This window comes from Nocardia sp. NPDC058499 (genome assembly GCF_042719915.1).
Taxonomy (GTDB): Bacteria; Actinomycetota; Actinomycetes; order Mycobacteriales; family Mycobacteriaceae; genus Nocardia.
The window spans coordinates 354836-372380 of the sequence record NZ_JBHXMZ010000005.1 but is presented as its reverse complement, the minus strand read 5'-3'; the positions used below and the strand labels follow the sequence as shown (position 1 = coordinate 372380).

The following is a 17545-nucleotide window of genomic DNA, read 5'->3' as shown; positions in this document are numbered from 1 at the left end:
CGGTGGCTGTCGGCTGCCCTCGCACCGACAGACCGGGGCACGTTCGGGACCGGCATGCGAGTCACTCTGCGGCCACTCGGGCCTCTCGGCGGTCGGTCGCGGACTCGCCCCGGGTAGCCATGATGGTCATGAGCAGCCCGCACACGGTTACGCCCGCCGCCACGAGGTAGATGGACCTGGGACCCGCCGCCGAGTCGGCGATCAGGCCGCCGAGCAGACCGGCGCAGGCGGCAGCGACCTGGTATCCGGAAGCGTTGACGGCCATTGCCAGCGTCGGAGCTTGGGCGGCGGTCGTCATCACGCGTGCTTGCATGCCGGGGATCACCGCGAAGCCGAGCAGGCCGATCGCCGCGACGACCACCACAGTGAACGTCGTAGAGGCCGCGACGAACCAGCTCCCCGCCAGGACAGCGGCCAGCAGACCGAGCAGGGCAGGCTGGAACAGCCGCGGATTGCGGTCATAGAGCATGCCGCCGACGAGGTTGCCGATCGTCGCACCGACGCCGTAGGTGAGCAGCAGGATCGGCAGCCGGCTATCGGGATGTCCGCCCAGTTCCGTGAGCAGCGGGGCAACATAGCTGAACACCATGAGCACTCCGGCGTTACCGACCGCGGTGATGGCCAGCGCCGCCAGAACCGGGACCCGCCGCAGCACCCGCAATTCCGAGACCGCTGCGGTCCGGCGCTCCTGACGAGGCACGGTGAGCTGCCAGAACACCAGGACCGATCCGAGCATGCACGCTACGGAAATCGCCGCGAACGTCGCGCGCCAACCCCACAGACCGGCGATCTGGGTGCCGATCGGCGCACCGAGGATCATGGCCAGGTTCATCCCGAACGCCAGCCGGGAAACCATGGTTCCGGCTCGCTCGGGTGGCGCGGACTGCACCGCGATCACGATCGCCTGGGCGAAGAAGGTCGAGGTCACCAGCGCCGTGATCACCCGCGCCGCCAGCAGGAGGGAGAATTCGGGGGCCGATGCGGAAACTGCGTTGCCCACCACAGCGACAGCCAGCAGTGACAGCATCAGCCGCTTGCGGTCGATCCCGGCTGTCACCGCGGTGAGCACCGGACCACCGATAATCATGCCGACGGCGTATGCGGTGACCAGCAATCCAGCGGTGCCGACGGTGATTCCGAGGTCGGCGGCGACTTCGGGCAGAATTCCGGCCACCACGAATTCACCGGTGGTGATGCTGAAGACGCAGAACATCAGGAGGAGAAGGCGAAGCATGCCGGCACGGTAAACTCTCACGCCGACGTGAGAGTCAAGTCGAACGGCGAAGGGAATCCCGGTGCAGATCGGTGAGCTGGCAGACCGGACCGGAGTCAGCGTGCGAGCGTTGCGCTACTACGAGGAAAAGGGCGTCTTGCGGCCGGACCGGACCCCCGGCGGATACCGGGTCTTCGCCGACTCCGACATCCGCACCGTGGCGCATATCCAGACCCTTCTCACCGCGGGTCTCGGCATGGACCTCATCGCCGAGATCTTGTCCTGTCTCTCCGGCGAATCCTTACTGCTCGACGGCTGCCGCGAACGGCTCGAAGCGCAGCGCCGCCGGATCACCGGCGACATCGACCAACTCGTGCACACCCGATCGATGCTGGACGAGCTGCTCGCCACTACACGCGCCCCGGCTGGTAGAGACACCGCAGAGCCATCCCTCGCGTAGTGACGATCCCTACTGCCGCGCGGGCCCCGGCCGTCCGCGCCGAGGACGACCGGCTCCCCCACTCGCACAATGCGTTCCGCATTCTGCAATCACGGGCTGAGGGACATGGGCCTGGTCCATGGGTCAGCGTCCTGCCGTGTTGTGCAGGATTTCTCCCGAACCGGCGTCGACGGTGACCTCGCGCTTCGTCTGGGAGCTGTCGATCACGTCGGCTTCCCAGACGGTAGTTCCGTTGTTGCCGTCGATGTTCAGCTCGGTGATGGTGCCGTTCGGTACTTCGGTGAGCACCGCGTCCGCCGCGGCCCGGTAATCCAGACGTGCGGCTTGTATACGGTCCCGGTGCTTGGTCTTGTCGTCTTCGTCCTCGTTCTTCGACGTGGGGCCCATCGTCACCGTGGCGCCGTCGCCGGATATATCCATTTCGTGCTCGGTGCCGTCGGGAGTGACGACTTGGACTTCCCAACGACCGTCACGCTCTGTCTCGATGGAGATGAGTGTGGAGTCGGGAACAGCACCGGTGGCGGTTTCTCCGGCCCTGTTCAGCGCATCGATCCCGGCGCCCGCCGGAGCGGCCGAGGTCGCCGCAGGCGCCGGTGGCGTGCCTGCCGCGTCTGCGCCGTCGTCATCGCTATCGGCGCACCCGGCGGATACGGCGATCAGCACACCGGCGATCACCGAGTACGCGATATGGCGCCGCTTGCGTCGAGGTGAATTGCTCATCGATCCTCCTTGGTGTTTGCCGATGCCGTCACCGGGAATGCCCACCGTGCCGAAGCTAAACCTGAGCCGTGCGTATTCGGTCCCGAGGCGGGCTGCTCACCGGGAGGTGGCGCACGAACCGACGTCGCGATACGGCGGCGTAGCTTCCGGCATCGCGCTCGGCGAGACCGTCCGATACCTCACGGCCGCGCGGCATCGACACCGCTGGGTAACGTGAGGCTAAACTAACCCACGGCGGTGGCAGCGATCTCCCGGCCACCACACCGCAGCGTTGCCGACCGCGAGGATGTATCCGCTGTGCCCCCAGCCACCACGACCGCGCCGCGCACGGCACTGTCGCGGTCGACCGTATTGCTGCTGCTGATCGCACTTCTCGTGGCGCTCCTGCTCGGCGGGCTGTTCGTCGGCAGCGGCGATTTCACAGCCACCGAGGCTTGGCGCGCCCTGTTCGGCGAAGGCAGCCCCACCGCCGTCGGTGTCATCCGGGAACAGCGAATACCCCGCACACTGCTGGCCGCGCTGGTCGGTGCGGCGCTCGGGCTCGCAGGCGCGGTAATGCAGGGATTGACCCGTAACCCACTGGCCGACCCCGGCATTCTCGGGGTGAACTCCGGCGCGTACTTCGCCATGGTGCTCGGCTCGGTCGCCGTCGGCGCGGCCGGCACCGACTACGTGTGGTGGGCGCTCGGTGGCGCGTTCGCCGCGTCGGTACTGGTGTATTTCGTCGGTTCCCGCGGGGTCGGCGGGGCGAGCCCGGCCAAACTGGTTCTCACCGGCGTGGCGATCGCGTCGATGCTCAGCGGGCTCGCGTTCGGCCTCACCATGATCCATCCACGGACCTTCGATGCGATCCGCGGATTGCTGATCGGCACTCTCGACGGCCGCGGGTGGCCACAACTGTCGGCCACCTGGCTACTGGTACTGATCGGAGTGGTGGGGGCGGCTGCGCTGGCGGGCTACCTGAATGCGCTCGCCCTCGGCGACGACCGCGCCCACGCGCTGGGAGTCCCGGTGACGGCGGTGCGCGCGGGCGGATTCGTGGTCGTGACAGTGCTGTGCGGGGCGGCCACCGCCGCAGTCGGCCCCATCAGTTTCGTCGGGTTGATGGTGCCGCATGCGGTGCGGATGGCGGTCGGCCCGGACCATCGCTGGATGATTCCGCTGTGCCTGCTGGTCGGTCCCATCGTGCTGGTGGGCTCCGACCTCGTCGCCCGGATCGCCACGGCGAGCGAACTGCCGGTGGGGATGGTGACCGCGTTCCTCGGGGCGCCGGTGCTGATCTGGTTGGCGCGCCGCGAGACAGGGTCGCAGTGGTGAGCCCCGCGGCACCGGCCGCCTGGCCCCGCCGCGTACGGTTCCTGCGGATCCACCGGCTGGGGATCGGTGTGCGCGTCGATCTCGTCTCGGCGGCGATCACCGCGGCGCTGGTGCTGGTCACCGCCGTGGTCGGTGTCCGGTCGCTGGGTGCGAGCACCACCGACACCCCGGGCCTGGGGTTCGTGGAGGTCCTGCGGGTACTCGCCGGCCAGGTCGGTGGTTCGGCCGCCGATCACGTTGCCGGCTGGCTGCCGGTGGTGGTCACGGCGATACTCGGCGGGGCGTCGCTGGCATTGTCGGGCGCCATCTTCCAGACCCTCACCCGCAACCCGCTGGGCAGCCCGGACATCATCGGTTTCACCACCGGCGCCAATACCGGTGCACTGGTGGCGATGCTGGTTCTCGGGCTCGGTTCGGGCGGCGCCACAGTCGGCGCCCTGCTCGGCTGCCTGGGCACCGCGCTGGTCGTGTATTTCCTCGGGATGCGCGGCGGCACCGGGAACTACCGGTTCATCATCGTGGGTATCGGTGTTTCGGCGATGCTGCTGTCGTTCAACGGCTACCTGGTCGCGACCGCCGATGCGCAGAACGCGGGCGCGGCGGCCGCATGGGGTATGGGCAATCTGCGTGATCTGTCGATGGCGGATACGGTGCCGGTGTTCGTGACCCTGGCGGTGCTGGTTCCGGCGTTGATGGTGGTTGCGCCGCGGATGCGGATGTTCGAGCTGGGCACGGATTCCGCGGCGAGCAAGGGTGTCGATACCGAGCGCACGCAGATGATGCTGCTGGTGATCGGGGTGGGGTTCGCGGCGGCGACGACCGCGATCGCCGGCCCGATCGCCTTCGTCGCGCTGGTGGCCCCGCAGGTGGCGGCGCGGATCACCCCGAGTCCGGGGATCCCGCTGGTCACCTCCGCGGCGGTGGGCGCCACTCTCCTGGTTTCCAGCGAGGTGGTGGCGCGCACGATCCTCGCGCCGCAAACGCAGCTGCCGGTCGGCGTGGTCACCACCTCGCTGGGTGGTGTGTACCTGTTGTTCCTTCTGCTGGCGCAGTCCCGAAAGGCCCGACCGTGACCCATGCTTCGCTGCCCGGTGCGCTGCCGGGCCGGTTGACCGGCACCGATCTGCGGGTCGGTTACGGCGAGCGCACCGTGCTCGCCGATCTGGATGTCGTGGTGCCCGACGGTTCGTTCACGGTGATCGTCGGGCCGAACGCGTGCGGTAAATCGACGTTGCTGCGGACGCTGTCGCGGCTGCTGCGGCCGCAACACGGCGCGGTGCTGCTCGACGGGCGGGATGTGGCCGGGTACAGCGGTAAAGAGTTCGCGCGGGAGGTGGGGTTGCTGCCGCAGCAGTCGATCGCGCCGGACGGGATCACCATCATCGACCTGGTGGCGCGCGGCCGGTTCCCGTATCAGAAACTGTTCCGGCAGTGGACCGAGGCCGATCAGCGGGCGGTCGATTTCGCGCTGCAGGTCACCCGGTTGACGGAGTTGTCGACGCGGCCGGTGGAGGCGCTGTCGGGTGGGCAGCGGCAGCGCGTGTGGATCGCGATGGCGCTGGCGCAGCAGACACCGATCCTGCTGCTGGACGAGCCGACGACCTTTCTCGATCTCGGGCATCAGATCGAGGTGCTCGATCTGTGTGTGGACCTCAACCGGCGCGGCACCACATTGGTCGCGGTCCTGCACGACCTCAACCAGGCCGCCCGCTACGCCTCCCACATCATCGCGATGCGCGACGGCGAGATCGTGGCCGTGGGTCCACCGCGCGACATCATCACCGCCGAGCTGGTCGACCGGGTTTTCGGCGTGTATGCGCAGGTGATCGACGATCCGCAGACCGGGACTCCGCTGGTGGTGCCGCTGGCGGAGGGCGCGGTCCGGGCCGACAGCGTGTGAACCGTGCCCGCCGGGCACACAACCGGAAGGAGAACCATGGCGAGGCGGCGTATCGGTGTGGTCGTGGCGGGGTTGGTGAGTGTGCTGCTGGCTGCGACGGCGTGTGTGCAGTCCGATAACACGACCTATGAGGTGTTCGACGATCCCGAGGGGGCGCCCGGTTATTCGCTGCCGGACAATCCGCGGGTGGTGGCGCTCGGCTGGTCGGACGGCGCGATCGCGGTGGAATTGGGGGTGCGGCCGGTCGCCATCTACGACTGGATGAGTTTCGGTGCGGATACCAAAGGGGTCGGTGAATGGGATGCGGCGGCGTTCGGGGACAGCACGCCCGAGCTGATCTCGGCGCAGAGCGCCGGGGAGTTCAATATGCAGCAGATTTCCGAACTCGATCCGGACCTGATCCTGAATGTGCGTGCGAAGGCGGACAGCGCTGTCACCGAGGAGCTCCGGGAGATCGCGCCGGTGGTCACCGCGCCGGAGGGTACGGGTGATTTCGCGGTGAACTGGCAGACGCAGGCCGAGCTCATCGGCGCTGCGCTGAGCAAACGCGCCGAGGCGGACAGGATCGTCTCGGAGACCACGGCCCGGCAGCAGGCTGTGGCGGACGAGCATCCGGAATTCGCCGGTAAGACGTTCGTGTACGCCGCGAAGTTCGGCACCGCCTACGGCGCCTACCTTGCCGGGGACGCCCGGTTCGATTTCTTCGCCGACCTCGGGTTCGTGCAGAACCCGCCGGTCACCCGGTTACAGAGTTCGGGTTTCTTCGCACAGGTCCCGGCGGAGCGGGTCGGCGATCTCGACGCGCAGGTCGCCGTGTTCACCACGATCGGTGTGCCGTTCGCCGACTTGGAGAATGATTCGTTGATCAATTCACTGCCTGTTGTGCGGGCGGGGCACGCGGTGCTTTTGCCGGAGAACGATCCGGCGGTGCTCGCATTGTCCGCGGGCACACCGGCATCGTTGCGGTTCGCACTGGACAGGATCACTCCGCAGCTGGCGGCCGCAGCGCGGTAGTCAGGGTGCCGTGGTGGCGCGGCTGTCGAGGGTGCGCAGGGTGGTGAGCAGGCACCACAGCGCGACGGTGAGCGCGCAGCCGCCCGCGCCGTACACCAGGAACACCGAACGCGCCGGGACCGCGCTCGACACGATGCCCGCGACGACAGCGCCCAGGGAGAGGGCGATGGTGAGTTGCGCGGTCCACAGGCCGGAGACGCGGCCGCGGAACTCCTCGGGGGTGGCGGCCTGGACGACGGCGAAGCGCGCGATATCGCTCACCACCCGGCCCGCACCGTGGGCGGCGAGACCCGCGAACACGATCGCAGTGGCGCCGAGGAGGCCCGCGCCGGCGAGCCCGGCAGCCGAGACGAAGGTGGCCGCGAAGATCACCTGACCGCTGCGGCGGATGGATCCGGTCCAGCCCGAGGTGAGGGAACCGAGGACGGCGCCGACCGCGGGCGCGGCGAACAGCAGGCCCGCGGTGGCGTCACCGGCGTGCAGTACTTCGGTGACGTATTCCGGGATCAGGACATTCCAGCCGGACAGCAGCATGGTGATACAGCCGACGAGCAGTGTGGCGCCGATGACCCGGTGGCGTGCGGCGAAACGGAACCCGGACAGCGCGGCCCGTACCGGTGACTCGTCGTGCCCGCGTTCGGCGGTCATGGGGCCGAGGCGGGCGAGGAGCAGTGTCGTCACCAGGCTCGCCGCGGCCGCGAACCAGTAGTTGGCGGCGACGTCGAGCCAGGCGATCAGCACGCCGGCGAGGGCAGGTGCCGACATATGACCGAGGTCGGCCGTCAATGCCATCAGCGCGGCTCCCGCCGCCAGTTTGCCGGGCGGTATCAACGCGGGCATCACCGCGACCAGCGCTGTTTCGGAGATACCGCCGGTGACGCCGTCGATCACGGCGCAGAGGAAGATCACCCACAGTTTCGGTTCGGGCAGCATCGCGTTCACCGCGAGCAGGGCGAAACCGAGGGTGGCGGCGGCGCGGGAACCGACGATTACGAGCCGGCGGTCGTAGTGGTCGGCGGCGGTACCGCCGATCAGGGTGCCCGCGAAGGCCGAGAGTCCAATGGTCGTGGCGACGGCGGCGACCATGGCGGTGGAACCGGTGAGCGCGAAAACCTGGATGGGCAGGGCGACCACCAGGAAGCCGATACCGAATACCGAGATCGTGCGGGCGGTGAACACGGTCCGGAACTCGCGGCCGGCGCGCAGTGGGGTGATGTCGATTGTGAAGCGGCGGGCGGATACCGCCCGCAGGCCGGTACGGCGGGCGCGGTTGTCCCCGGGCATGGGCGACTCCTCTCCTCTGCTGTCCGGCTGGTTGCTGCGCGGCGGGTCGAGGGTACCGGGCAGAAGGAACGACGACCTCAGCCGTATCAGGCCTGCTCCCCCAGCGCGTACAGAAACCGGGCGACCGCTGACCTGTACGTCGAGTTCTTGTGCAATGTGCCCCTTCCTTTGTCTTTTTTCTTCTGTGGTTGGTGGAAGTAGCAGGACACTCCAATTGATGGAACACATGGTGTGATGCGCATATCGTCGTATGACGATTATTTCTGTCCGGCGAGAGACAGAGGTTTCGGCTGTTCCCGGATCGCGGCCGAGTTCCGCGGCGCCGGGTTCGCCCATATCCCGGGGTGGGGACCTGGCGGGGCTTCATCCCGGCTCATCTCCCCTCTGTGACCGGCTCCGCCTACGGTCAAGCGCCGGAGCGGGTCACCGAACCTGCGCGCTCCCCCACCACCGCGTGTGCTCCCCCGAACAGACGGTGCACGAGCCCGGATTCGAAGCCTCGGGCCATCCCGTGGGCCACGCCGACGCATTACTGCGTGGAAGTCGGCGACCGCATCGCCACGGCCCCCGAACGACCTGGAGTCGGCTCACCACCTCGAGGACGATAGTTTCGACAGTATCGGCGATTTCGTACCGGCCGCCCCGGTTACTTCGGTGTTCCGCGCCCCGAACGCTCGGGAAGCCGGCCGCGCAGCGCACGGTCGACGGTGTCGTCGCCGCACACCTTCCGGGCGAGGATTTCGAGGTCGGCCGCGCGGCGCAGATGGTTACCGCCTTCGACCGGGAGGACGGCGCCGGTCACCCAGGAGGATTCCGGGCCGGCGAGATAGCGGACGGCCTCGGCGATATCGTCCGCCGTCCCCACCCGGGCCAGTGGTTTCTCCCGCAGTACCCGCGCGCGCTGAGTTTCGTCGGCAGCGATCAGGCCCGGTTTCGCCGCGTCGGTGGGGACCAGCCCCGGGCGGATCGCATTGACCCGGACATCGAGCGCACCGAGTTCGTCGGCCGCTACCCGGACGAGTGCTTCCAGCGCGGCTTTGGCGATGGAGTAGGAACCCATGAACGGGAAGGAGCCGCCACCGGCCGTGGAGGACAGGCAGATAACGGATCCGCCGTCGCGGGCCAGGCGGGCGGCGGCCGATCGGCCGAAACCGCCTCCACCGCCGGTGATCAGCGCGCCGAAGCCGGCGAGGGGTCGGGACATGAGAGGGACCGCCTGTCGTCGTAGCGGTGGATGGGTTCGTCGTCGCGAGAGCGCCGCGACCCCGGCCGGGGTGCATGGGTGGGGCGCCGGCCGAGTGTCAGCGCGATCTCCCGGGCGGCGGCCGCCACCAGAGGGGCTGCCCGCTCGAACGGTGCAGTGTCGGCGGGGCCGCAGACCGATAGTGCGGCGAGGGGGCCGCGGGTGCCGCGGATGGCGGCACCCGCGCAGGCCAGGCCCGGGAAGGCCTCACTCCAGTCGAAGGCGAGGCCGCGGCGCCGGACGAGGTTGAGTTCCCGGTGCAGTGCGGTGATCTCACCGATCGTGTGTTCGGTGCACCGGTGCAGTTGCTGCCCGTACAGGCCGTCCACCCATTCGGGCGCGAGGAATGCGAGCATGGATTTTCCGCAGGCCGTCGCATAGGCGGGTCCGCGGCCACCGATCCGTGACGGCAATGTGGAGGCGTCCCGGCCACCTACTTTGTCGAGGTAGACGTTTTCGCCTCCCTCCAGCACGGCGAGGTGGACGACCATCCCGGTCTGCATGTGCAGGTCCTGCAGTACAGGGGCGGCCGCGGCGCGGATCGCGCTGTAGCCTTCGGAGATTCCGCCCATGCGCAGCGCGCGGCGCCCGATGGTGTAGCCGAAGGGGGTGTGCTCGACCCAGTGGAGCCGGACCAGCTGTTTCAGGATCCGGTGCACGGTCGAACGTGGCAGTTGTGACCGGCGACTGATCTCCTCCAGGGTGAGGCGGGAGGTGCGGTCGTCGAAGACATCGAGGATTACGGTGATCCGTTCGATCATTGCCATGATGTGTTCCGCGGCCGGGGTCAGCGCCGCGCGCTACGGGGGACGGGTACGGGGATGGCTGCCAGTAGTTTCTGCGTGTACTCCTCCTGGGGGTTGTGGTAGATCTCCTCGACGGTGCCCGATTCGACGACTCTTCCGCCTGCCATCACCAGGACCCGGTCGGCGATCACTTCGATCAGTGCGAGGTCGTGGCAGACGAAGAGATAGGCCAATCCGAGTTCGTCCTGGAGGTCGCGCAGCAGGTTGAGTACTTGCGACCGGACGGAGACGTCGAGGGCGGCGACGGGTTCGTCGCAGACGATCATTTTGGGTTTCAGGGTGAGTGCGCGGGCGATCGCGACGCGTTGCAGTTGCCCACCGGACAGTTCGGCCGGGTACCGGGCGAGGTAGCGGTCGCCGATGCCGACCTTGTCCAGCAGGGTTCGCACGGTGGCGGTGCGAGACTTGCGATCGAGATCGGTGTGGACGACGAGTGGTTCGGCGACCGCGTCGAGGATGCTCATCCGCGGGTCGAGTGAGCTGTGCGGGTCCTGGAAGATCATCTGCATACCGCGGCGCAGGGCGCGGAGCCGGCCGGGGGTGGCGGCGCGGACGTCCTGTCCGTCGAAGACGATGCTGCCGGTGTCGGGTTCGATCAGTCGCAGCACGATTCGGCCGACGGTCGATTTCCCGGCACCGGATTCGCCGACCACGGCGAGGCATTCGCCGGTACCGAGCTGGAAGGAGACGTTCTGGACGGCGTGGGTCCAGCCGGAGCGGCGGCCGAGGAAATCGCGGCCTGTCGGGAACGACTTCGAAATATCGGATACCTCGAGCAGGCTCATGGTTGCGGCACTCCTTGTAGTTCGAGCTCGGTGGTGCGCAGGCACCGCGCAGTGCTCCGGTCCCCGGTGGGGGTGGTCGCCGGGTGGGTGGTGTCGCACAGGCCGGGCCGGGCGTGTGGGCAGCGTTCCCGGAATCGGCAGCCGGGCGGCCATTCGCCCGCGACCGGTACCCGGCCTTCGATGGCGGTGAGGCGCCGGTCGCGGTTGCGGCCCGGATGCGGGATGGAGGCGAGCAGGCCGGCGGTGTACGGGTGGCGGGGTGTGTAGAACAGGTTTTCGGCGTCGGCTTCTTCGATCACTTCGCCCGCGTACATGACGACCACGCGGCGGCACAGTTCGGCGACCACGGCGAGGTCGTGGGTGATGAACAGCAGCCCGATACCGGTTTGTTCCTGCAGGTCCCGTAGGAGTTGGAGGATGGTTTCCTGCACTGTGACGTCGAGTGCGGTGGTGGGTTCGTCGGCGATGAGCAGGCGCGGGTTGCAGGCCATGACCATGGCGATCATGACGCGCTGGCACATACCGCCGCTGAAGGCGTGCGGATATTCGCGGACCCGTTCGGCGGCGCGGGGGACCTGGACCAGCTCGAGCATTTCCACCGCGCGGGCCATGGCGGCGCGGCGGTCGAGGCCGAGGTGTCTGCGGACCGATTCGGCGATCTGGTCGCCCACCGTGTAGGCGGGGTTGAGGCTGCGGATGGGCTGCTGGAAGATCATGCCCATTCCGGTGCCGCGCAGTGTGCGCCATTCGCGCGGCGGGAGCGCGGTGAGGTCGCGGCCTTCGAATTCCACGGTGCCGCCGGACATACGGCCGCCGGTGTGCGCGGTCAAGCCCATGACCGCCAGGGAGGAAACGGTTTTCCCGGAGCCGGATTCGCCGACGAGGGCCACGGATTCGCCGGCGCCGACGTCGAAGGAGGCGCCGTCGACGACGGTGGTCCAGCGGCCGCGGCCGGCGGGGAATTGCACGGTGAGGTCGCGTACTCGCAGCAGGGTGTCGCCGGCCGCGCCGGGAGCGGTGTCCGGCAGGTGGAGTCCGTTAGTTGCTACTGCCATTGCGGCTCCTCGTCAGGGCTCGGCGCACACCGTCACCGAGGTAGGTGAATGCGAGTACGGTCAGGAAGATCATCACGCCCGGTGGCCACACCAGGTGCGGGGCGAGTTGCATATTCGAGGCGGCGGTGCTGAGCATCGATCCCCAGCTCGCGGCTGGGGCTTTCGCGCCGAGTCCCAGGAAGCTCAGGCTTGCTTCGGCGGCGACGGCGGTGCCGAGGGAGACGGAGATGACCAGGACGATCGGGGGCATCACATTCGGCAGGATGTGCCGGATGATCGTCCGGGCGGGCGTGCAACCCAATGCGACGGATGCCTCGATATAGGTGTCGCCGCGGACGTCCATGGTGGAGGCCCGGGCGACGCGGAAGAACCGGGGCGCCATCACGAGGCCGACCGCGAACATGGCGTTGGTGATTCCGGAGCCGAGGACCGCGACGATCGTGATCGCCAGTACCAGCGACGGCGCGCTCATGAGGGCTTCCATCAGCCGGGTGAGCAGGGTGTCGGTCCAGCCGCCGCGGTAGCCGGCGACCACGCCGAGCGGTAGTCCGAGGATCAGTGCCAGCGCCACCGCCTGCAGGGCGGCCGTCAGTGAGATGCGGGCGCCGAAGATCAACCGGCTCAGCGCGTCGCGGCCGTAATCGTCGGTGCCCAGCAGATGCTCGGCGTCGGGGGGCTGCAACCGGTTCAGCAGGTCCTGGGCGTACGGGTCGTGGGGGGCGATCCAGGGCGCGAAGAGCGCGAGGAGTATCAGCAGGGCGACGAACAGCGCCGCGGTCGCGGTGACGGGGCGGCGGCGCAGGAAGCCGAATACTCTGCGGCCCACGCCGGGCCGGATGCCGGCGTCGGCCGGTGTGGTCGCGGTCATGAACGCACCTTCGGGTTGAAGTAGCCGTAGGAGATATCGACGAGCAGGTTGACGAGGATGACGACGACCGTGGTGAACAGGACGAATCCGAGGAGTACCGGGACGTCGTGGTTCTGGACGCTGTTGACCGCCAGACTGCCCAGGCCGGGCATGTTGTAGATGATCTCGATGGTGACCGCGCCGCCGAGTACTTCGGAGACCCGGAAACCGAGCACGGTCACCACGGGGATGCAGGCGTTCTTGAGTCCGTGTTTGCCGATCACGCTCGCCCGGGACAGTCCGCGGGCTTCGGCGTTGAGGATGTAGTCACTGCCGAGGACCTGGCCGAGTGCGGACCGCAATTGCAGTGTCACCTCGGCGGCGGGCAGCAGTGCCAACGCGACACCGGGCAGCACCAGATGCTGGAACCACGGCACGACGCCCTCCGATATCGGCACATAGCCGAACGCGGGAAATATCTGGTGCGTGACCGCGAACAGCAGGACCAGGACCAGTCCGAACCAGAAGGCGGGGATGGCGATCGCCACCGAGGCCAGGGCGTTGATCCCCCGGTCGACGACACCGCCGGGCCGCAGTGCGCCCAGGATGCCCAGGACCACGCCGATGGTCACGGCCAGCACGATCGCGAACAACACCAGCGACAGGGTCGTGGCCATCCGCCGCAGCAGCAGTTCGGCCACCGTCTGGTTCGACCACAGCGACATACCGAGGTCGCCGCGTACCGCCGACCCGACCCAGTCCAGGTATCGCACGAAGACGTTCTCGTCGAGGTTGAGGTTCTCGCGTAGTTCCCGCAACCGTTTCGGTGTCGCGTTCTCCCCTGCCAGTACGACCGCCGGATCGCCCGGAGCCAGATCCATCAACAGAAATATCAACAGCGGAACGATCAGCAGCAGCGGGATCGCCGCCAGTAACCGCTGCCCGGCATAACGCAGCACAGGATCTCCTCAGAATTCCGGCGGACTATTCGGTCATTGCCACATGGCGGAGGTCGAAGATTCCGAGATCCGCCCATGGGATGTCTTGTGCGCCGACGACCTGGCTGGTGTACAGCGTGGCGTTGGTCTGATTGCAGATCGGGACGAACATGGCTTCTTTCAGCGTGAGGTCCCACGCCTGGTGGTACAGCGGTGCGCGCTGTTTCTCGGTGAGGGTGGGGTCGGCGGCCCGGGTGACCAGGTCCCGGATCTGCTGGTTACCGTTGGCGAGGGCGTAGGCACCGAACAGGAAGGTGTTCACGGTTTCCGCGGGATCGACCTTGGCGTTGAAACTGTTGGCCACCATCGAGGGGAAGTCGCCGGCGATATAGCGGGGTTCGTTCTGGGTGTTGGGCACCGGGTTGAGGTCGGTGTCGATACCGGCTTGCGACAGGGTCGATTGCAGGACGTTCGCGGTGTTCTCGGTGTTGGTGCCGGCGGCGAAGGTCAGTGCGATCTGCGCGCCGCCGGCCGCCTCCACCAGAGCCTTTGCCTTGGCCGGGTCGTAGGGATAGGGGTATTCGTAGTTTTCGTCCGCGGGCCAGCTACCGGCGGGATACAGCTGCCGGTGGGGTGTGCATGTTCCGGAGAACAGTGCGCTGACGGCTTCGGGGTCGATGGCGGCGGCCACGGCCTGCCGGACCTCCGGTTTCGCGAGGTCACCGTCGGGCCGCATGTACAGGCCGAGCACATTGCGGAAGACGACCTCGTCGACGCCCACGGTCCGGTTGCGTCCCAGCGTCTGGGCTTCGATGACTTCGTTGGCGGAACTGACCCAGCTCAGATCGGTCATCCCCGTTTTCATTCCGTTCAACCGGGTCCGGGCGTCGGGGATCCATTCGAATTCGATCCCGGCGAGCTGCCCGGCCTTCGGATCCCAGTTGGGGCCGCCGTCGGCGCGTACCAGCGACAGCGATTCCTCGGGGACGTATTCGGTGACCACATACCCGCCGGAGCCGGCGAGGCCGGGATCGTTGCGGAGATCGGTGCCCGCGGCAATCGTTTTCGGGCTGACCATCATTCCGACGTTGGTGCTGAACACGCCCGGCAGTTCCACCCCTGTGCCGGGCTTCAGATGCAGGCGGACGGTGTGGTCGTCGACTTCCTCGACCGAGGTGATGTTCTGCAGGGCGTCGGCGACCGTGCTGCCTTCCATGTTCTGGCCGCGGTGGATATTCGCGGCCACGGCCGCGGCGTCGAAGACCGCGCCGTCGTGGAAGGAGACATCGGTGCGGAGTTTCAACTCCAGGTATGAGCCGTCCCGGGCGAACTGCCATGAGTTCGCCAGACCGGGAACCAGTTTCCCGTCTTTGTCGACGGTGGTGAGCCGGTCGAAGATCACGGTCAGGTACCCCCAGCCGCCGTAGCTGGTCTGCAGGTGGGGGTCGAGGTTCCTGGTCGGTGAGCTGCTGGTGACCCGCAGTATGGCGTCCGGATCGATATCGCCGACCGGGCCACCGAAGCCGCCGTCGATGGGGCCGCCCCCGCAACCGGCCACGACCAGCGTCGCCACGGCTGCGGCCAGCAGATGCCGGGCACGGCGAAACCTTCTGCGGTTCATGGAGTTCCTTTCACGCACGATATGAGCAACGGGTCGGGCTGCCGGTCGGTGCGAACTGCGCGCACCTCGGAAACCGCCCGATCACGTGGGGTATGTCGTTGTGCGACTGCCGGGGTGAGGTGTCCGGCCGGTTGGTCCGGGGCGGTGGGTTGCCGAACGTTTCGGGGTCGGTGCCGGCGCGGATACGGATGTGCGGACCGGGTGCCGGTTCGCGCCGGTCGCCGGGTTCCGGCGGTGGCCGCCCTGGGCGGCGGTCCGGTTTGCTACCCGAGGTTGTTCACTGATGTGCCTGCGGACCGGGTTTCCGGGTATCGCGGCGCCGAAGGCCGCTCACGACGATTCCGGCTGCGGCCGGACGGGTACGGGTCGGTCGTCGTTGTGTCGTTGTGTCGACGGGGGAACCGGCGGAATCGCCGCATCGAATGAACCGAGACCCATGCTCTCTCCTTGCATGCTGCTTGGTTATCAGCGGTCACCACGGAACCAAGCAATGTTAGGGCGCTCCAAAGCAATCGCTTGCTTGGAACGTTAGATGGATCACAGCGGCCTGTCAACGGTTTGCCGGAATCTCCCTCACCGGGGGCACGAAGCACGCCGTACCGCAGGAGCCAACTGCGGCAACTCAACCCATGCTCTGTCATGGCAACTAGCTATTACTCAGCCTGGATGTGCTCGGCCGGACTGCCCCGCAGACGACGTTTCGCCAGGCCCGCACGTGTGCGGGCAGGCAGGTCCACGCGGTCGTGTAGCCTTCGAATCGAGCAAATGCTTGATCGGGAACCGGACAACATCGGCACACGAGGAGACGCCAGGTGTCACCCACTCGGAAAGAGGCCATCCTGTTCCACGCCGCGAAACTGTTCAGCGAACGCGGCGTCGCCCGCACCACCGTGCGCGATATCGCGGATGAAGTCGGAATCCTTTCGGGCAGCCTCTATCACCACTTCGCCTCCAAACACGCGATCGTCTTCGAAATCGTCACCACCTTCATCGACGACCTCAACGACCGTTACGAAGCCGCACTCGTCCCCGGCGAAACCGCGCGCGAGCGGCTCGACCGGATGGTCGCGGTCTCCTTCGAATCGGCCACCGATCACCCCTACGCGACGGAGATCTACCAGAACGAGAGCACACTCTCGTCCCAGCCCGCCGACAGCCGCATCGCCACCGCCGTACGCCGCGCCAACCAGTACTGGGCCGACGCGATCGCCCACGGTATCGACACCGGGGAATTCCGGACCGATGTGGACCAGCACCATTTCCATCGGATGCTGCGTGAATCGGTCTGGTTCACCGTTCGATTCCACCGGGACTCCCTGGCGAGGACCGCCGACCGGCTCCGCCACGATCTGATCGCGGTCTTCCTCGACGGTTTCGCCACCGGGAGTGCGGCCCTGGGGCCGGCCGTACCCACCCCTGAGATTGTGGCCGTTCAACCCGCGACCGCGAAGACCGGCGGCGAGCCCGCGCTCATCGATCTGCAGCGAAATATCCGCGAACTCGAGGAAGCCGTCCGGGAGCTACGCCTGCAGCGAGGCTGACGAACTGCCGGACACCGGCTCTCCGGCCGCGCGGGGCCGCGGAACGGTTTTATCGATGAACAAGCCCTCCGCGGAGACACACAGCTCACCCTCCGCAGTGTGGATCGCACCGACGGAATTGATCTTGTTGCCGTTCTGCGACACCAGCCGGCCGCTCACGGTGAGCGGCACGAACAACGGTGTCGGGCGGTGGTACCGCACATTCAATTGCGCGGTGGGACCATTACAGCCCGCCCACGTGTTGGCGACACCGAGCGTGTGATCGAGCAGCTGAGCCGACACTCCCCCGTGCACATGCCCCGGCGGGCCCTGGTACGGGATGGTCAGGGTGACCACACCGCCGACCGATCCGTCGGCGCGGCCGGTGAGCACCAGCGGCGGCGCGATCGCGTTCTCCGGGCCGGTCACCGGGTCATGACGTGTGACACCCTCACCGTGCCACATATCCACCAGTCGTTCGGCCACCTCCGGAGCGTGCTGCTCCAGATGATCGGCGATACTGTCCAGTTCCTCGGCTACCCGATCGAGGTTCGCGTTCGTGCGGTCGGTGCGCAGCAATGCGTCGATCACCCGCCGCGCCGCCGCCGTCGCACGGTCGACCGGGGTGTCCCGGGGGGCCGAGGTCAGCACAGTGCCGTCGGCCGCGGTGCGGACAGTGGGCCGGGCGGGTGGGTCGTAACTCATCGGGGTCTCCCGGGGGTGAATGAGCGAGATGGGTGCTTACTGTGCCTACGCTTCTCGCCCTGCGCCGTCACGGCGTCTCTCGGCGAGTGGGAACGCAATTCGGCGGGGGCCGGGCCG

At 67.7% G+C, this 17545-nt stretch carries 17 protein-coding genes; 6 read left to right on the top strand and 11 right to left on the bottom strand.

Annotation, left to right across the window (positions count from 1 at the left end; translation table 11 throughout):
- Window positions 1–61: 61 nt before the first annotated feature.
- Window positions 62–1234 carry an MFS transporter gene (locus ACFWPH_RS18185; RefSeq protein WP_378752381.1) on the bottom strand — a complete coding sequence of 391 codons (1173 nt, stop codon included), beginning with the start codon at window positions 1232–1234 and terminating at the stop codon, window positions 62–64.
- 61 nt (window positions 1235–1295) lie between these two features.
- Here ACFWPH_RS18185 and ACFWPH_RS18180 point away from each other — a divergent pair, with 61 nt between their 5' ends.
- Window positions 1296–1673 (top strand): MerR family transcriptional regulator, encoded by a 378-nt coding sequence (locus tag ACFWPH_RS18180; protein WP_378752379.1) that lies wholly within the window; start codon window positions 1296–1298, stop codon window positions 1671–1673.
- 123 nt (window positions 1674–1796) lie between these two features.
- Here ACFWPH_RS18180 and ACFWPH_RS18175 read toward each other — a convergent pair whose 3' ends face one another.
- Complete coding sequence (locus ACFWPH_RS18175; RefSeq protein WP_378752377.1) at window positions 1797–2393, bottom strand: PepSY domain-containing protein; 597 nt, start codon at window positions 2391–2393, stop codon at window positions 1797–1799.
- 297 nt (window positions 2394–2690) lie between these two features.
- On the opposite strand from ACFWPH_RS18175, the gene ACFWPH_RS18170 reads away from it, so the two are divergent.
- The 4 genes from ACFWPH_RS18170 to ACFWPH_RS18155 are packed head-to-tail and all read left to right on the top strand — an operon-like array spanning window position 2691 to window position 6624.
- Window positions 2691–3710, top strand: a complete 1020-nt coding sequence (locus ACFWPH_RS18170; RefSeq protein WP_378752375.1) for a FecCD family ABC transporter permease — start codon at window positions 2691–2693, stop codon at window positions 3708–3710.
- Window positions 3707–4783, top strand: coding sequence for a FecCD family ABC transporter permease (locus ACFWPH_RS18165; protein ID WP_378752373.1), 1077 nt, complete (start codon window positions 3707–3709; stop codon window positions 4781–4783). The genes ACFWPH_RS18170 and ACFWPH_RS18165 overlap by 4 nt, the downstream gene beginning before the upstream one ends.
- A complete protein-coding gene (locus ACFWPH_RS18160) occupies window positions 4780–5610 on the top strand; it encodes an ABC transporter ATP-binding protein (RefSeq protein ID WP_378752371.1) in 831 nt (276 codons plus the stop codon). Before ACFWPH_RS18165 ends, ACFWPH_RS18160 begins: the two co-directional genes overlap by 4 nt.
- Window positions 5611–5646: 36 nt before the next feature.
- Complete coding sequence (locus ACFWPH_RS18155; RefSeq protein WP_378752369.1) at window positions 5647–6624, top strand: ABC transporter substrate-binding protein; 978 nt, start codon at window positions 5647–5649, stop codon at window positions 6622–6624.
- Here ACFWPH_RS18155 and entS read toward each other — a convergent pair whose 3' ends face one another.
- From entS to ACFWPH_RS18115, 8 genes are all read right to left on the bottom strand, one after another.
- Window positions 6625–7908 (bottom strand): enterobactin transporter EntS, encoded by a 1284-nt coding sequence (gene entS / locus ACFWPH_RS18150; RefSeq protein ID WP_378752367.1) that lies wholly within the window; start codon window positions 7906–7908, stop codon window positions 6625–6627.
- A 646-nt stretch (window positions 7909–8554) separates the two neighbouring features.
- Window positions 8555–9112, bottom strand: coding sequence for an SDR family oxidoreductase (locus ACFWPH_RS18145; protein ID WP_378752365.1), 558 nt, complete (start codon window positions 9110–9112; stop codon window positions 8555–8557).
- A complete protein-coding gene (locus ACFWPH_RS18140; protein WP_378752363.1) occupies window positions 9079–9918 on the bottom strand; it encodes an IclR family transcriptional regulator in 840 nt (279 codons plus the stop codon). The genes ACFWPH_RS18145 and ACFWPH_RS18140 overlap by 34 nt, the downstream gene beginning before the upstream one ends.
- A 20-nt stretch (window positions 9919–9938) precedes the next feature.
- Window positions 9939–10742 (bottom strand): ATP-binding cassette domain-containing protein, encoded by an 804-nt coding sequence (locus tag ACFWPH_RS18135; protein ID WP_378752361.1) that lies wholly within the window; start codon window positions 10740–10742, stop codon window positions 9939–9941.
- Window positions 10739–11797, bottom strand: coding sequence for an ABC transporter ATP-binding protein (locus ACFWPH_RS18130; RefSeq protein ID WP_378752359.1), 1059 nt, complete (start codon window positions 11795–11797; stop codon window positions 10739–10741). Before ACFWPH_RS18130 ends, ACFWPH_RS18135 begins: the two co-directional genes overlap by 4 nt.
- On the bottom strand, window positions 11781–12665 hold the full coding sequence (locus ACFWPH_RS18125) for an ABC transporter permease (protein ID WP_378752357.1): 885 nt from the start codon (window positions 12663–12665) through the stop codon (window positions 11781–11783). Before ACFWPH_RS18125 ends, ACFWPH_RS18130 begins: the two co-directional genes overlap by 17 nt.
- Window positions 12662–13603, bottom strand: coding sequence for an ABC transporter permease (locus tag ACFWPH_RS18120; RefSeq protein WP_378752355.1), 942 nt, complete (start codon window positions 13601–13603; stop codon window positions 12662–12664). Before ACFWPH_RS18120 ends, ACFWPH_RS18125 begins: the two co-directional genes overlap by 4 nt.
- A 25-nt stretch (window positions 13604–13628) precedes the next feature.
- Window positions 13629–15203 carry an ABC transporter substrate-binding protein gene (locus ACFWPH_RS18115; protein ID WP_378752353.1) on the bottom strand — a complete coding sequence of 525 codons (1575 nt, stop codon included), beginning with the start codon at window positions 15201–15203 and terminating at the stop codon, window positions 13629–13631.
- Window positions 15204–16015: 812 nt separating this feature from the next.
- Between ACFWPH_RS18115 and ACFWPH_RS18110 the strand changes: the two genes are divergently transcribed.
- Entirely contained in the window at window positions 16016–16744 is a 729-nt protein-coding gene (locus tag ACFWPH_RS18110) for a TetR/AcrR family transcriptional regulator (RefSeq protein ID WP_378752351.1), read from the top strand.
- Here the strand turns inward: ACFWPH_RS18110 and ACFWPH_RS18105 are convergent.
- Window positions 16724–17428 carry a hotdog domain-containing protein gene (locus ACFWPH_RS18105; protein ID WP_378752349.1) on the bottom strand — a complete coding sequence of 235 codons (705 nt, stop codon included), beginning with the start codon at window positions 17426–17428 and terminating at the stop codon, window positions 16724–16726. The two genes, ACFWPH_RS18110 and ACFWPH_RS18105, sit on opposite strands and share 21 nt — an antisense overlap.
- Window positions 17429–17545 lie beyond the last annotated feature (117 nt).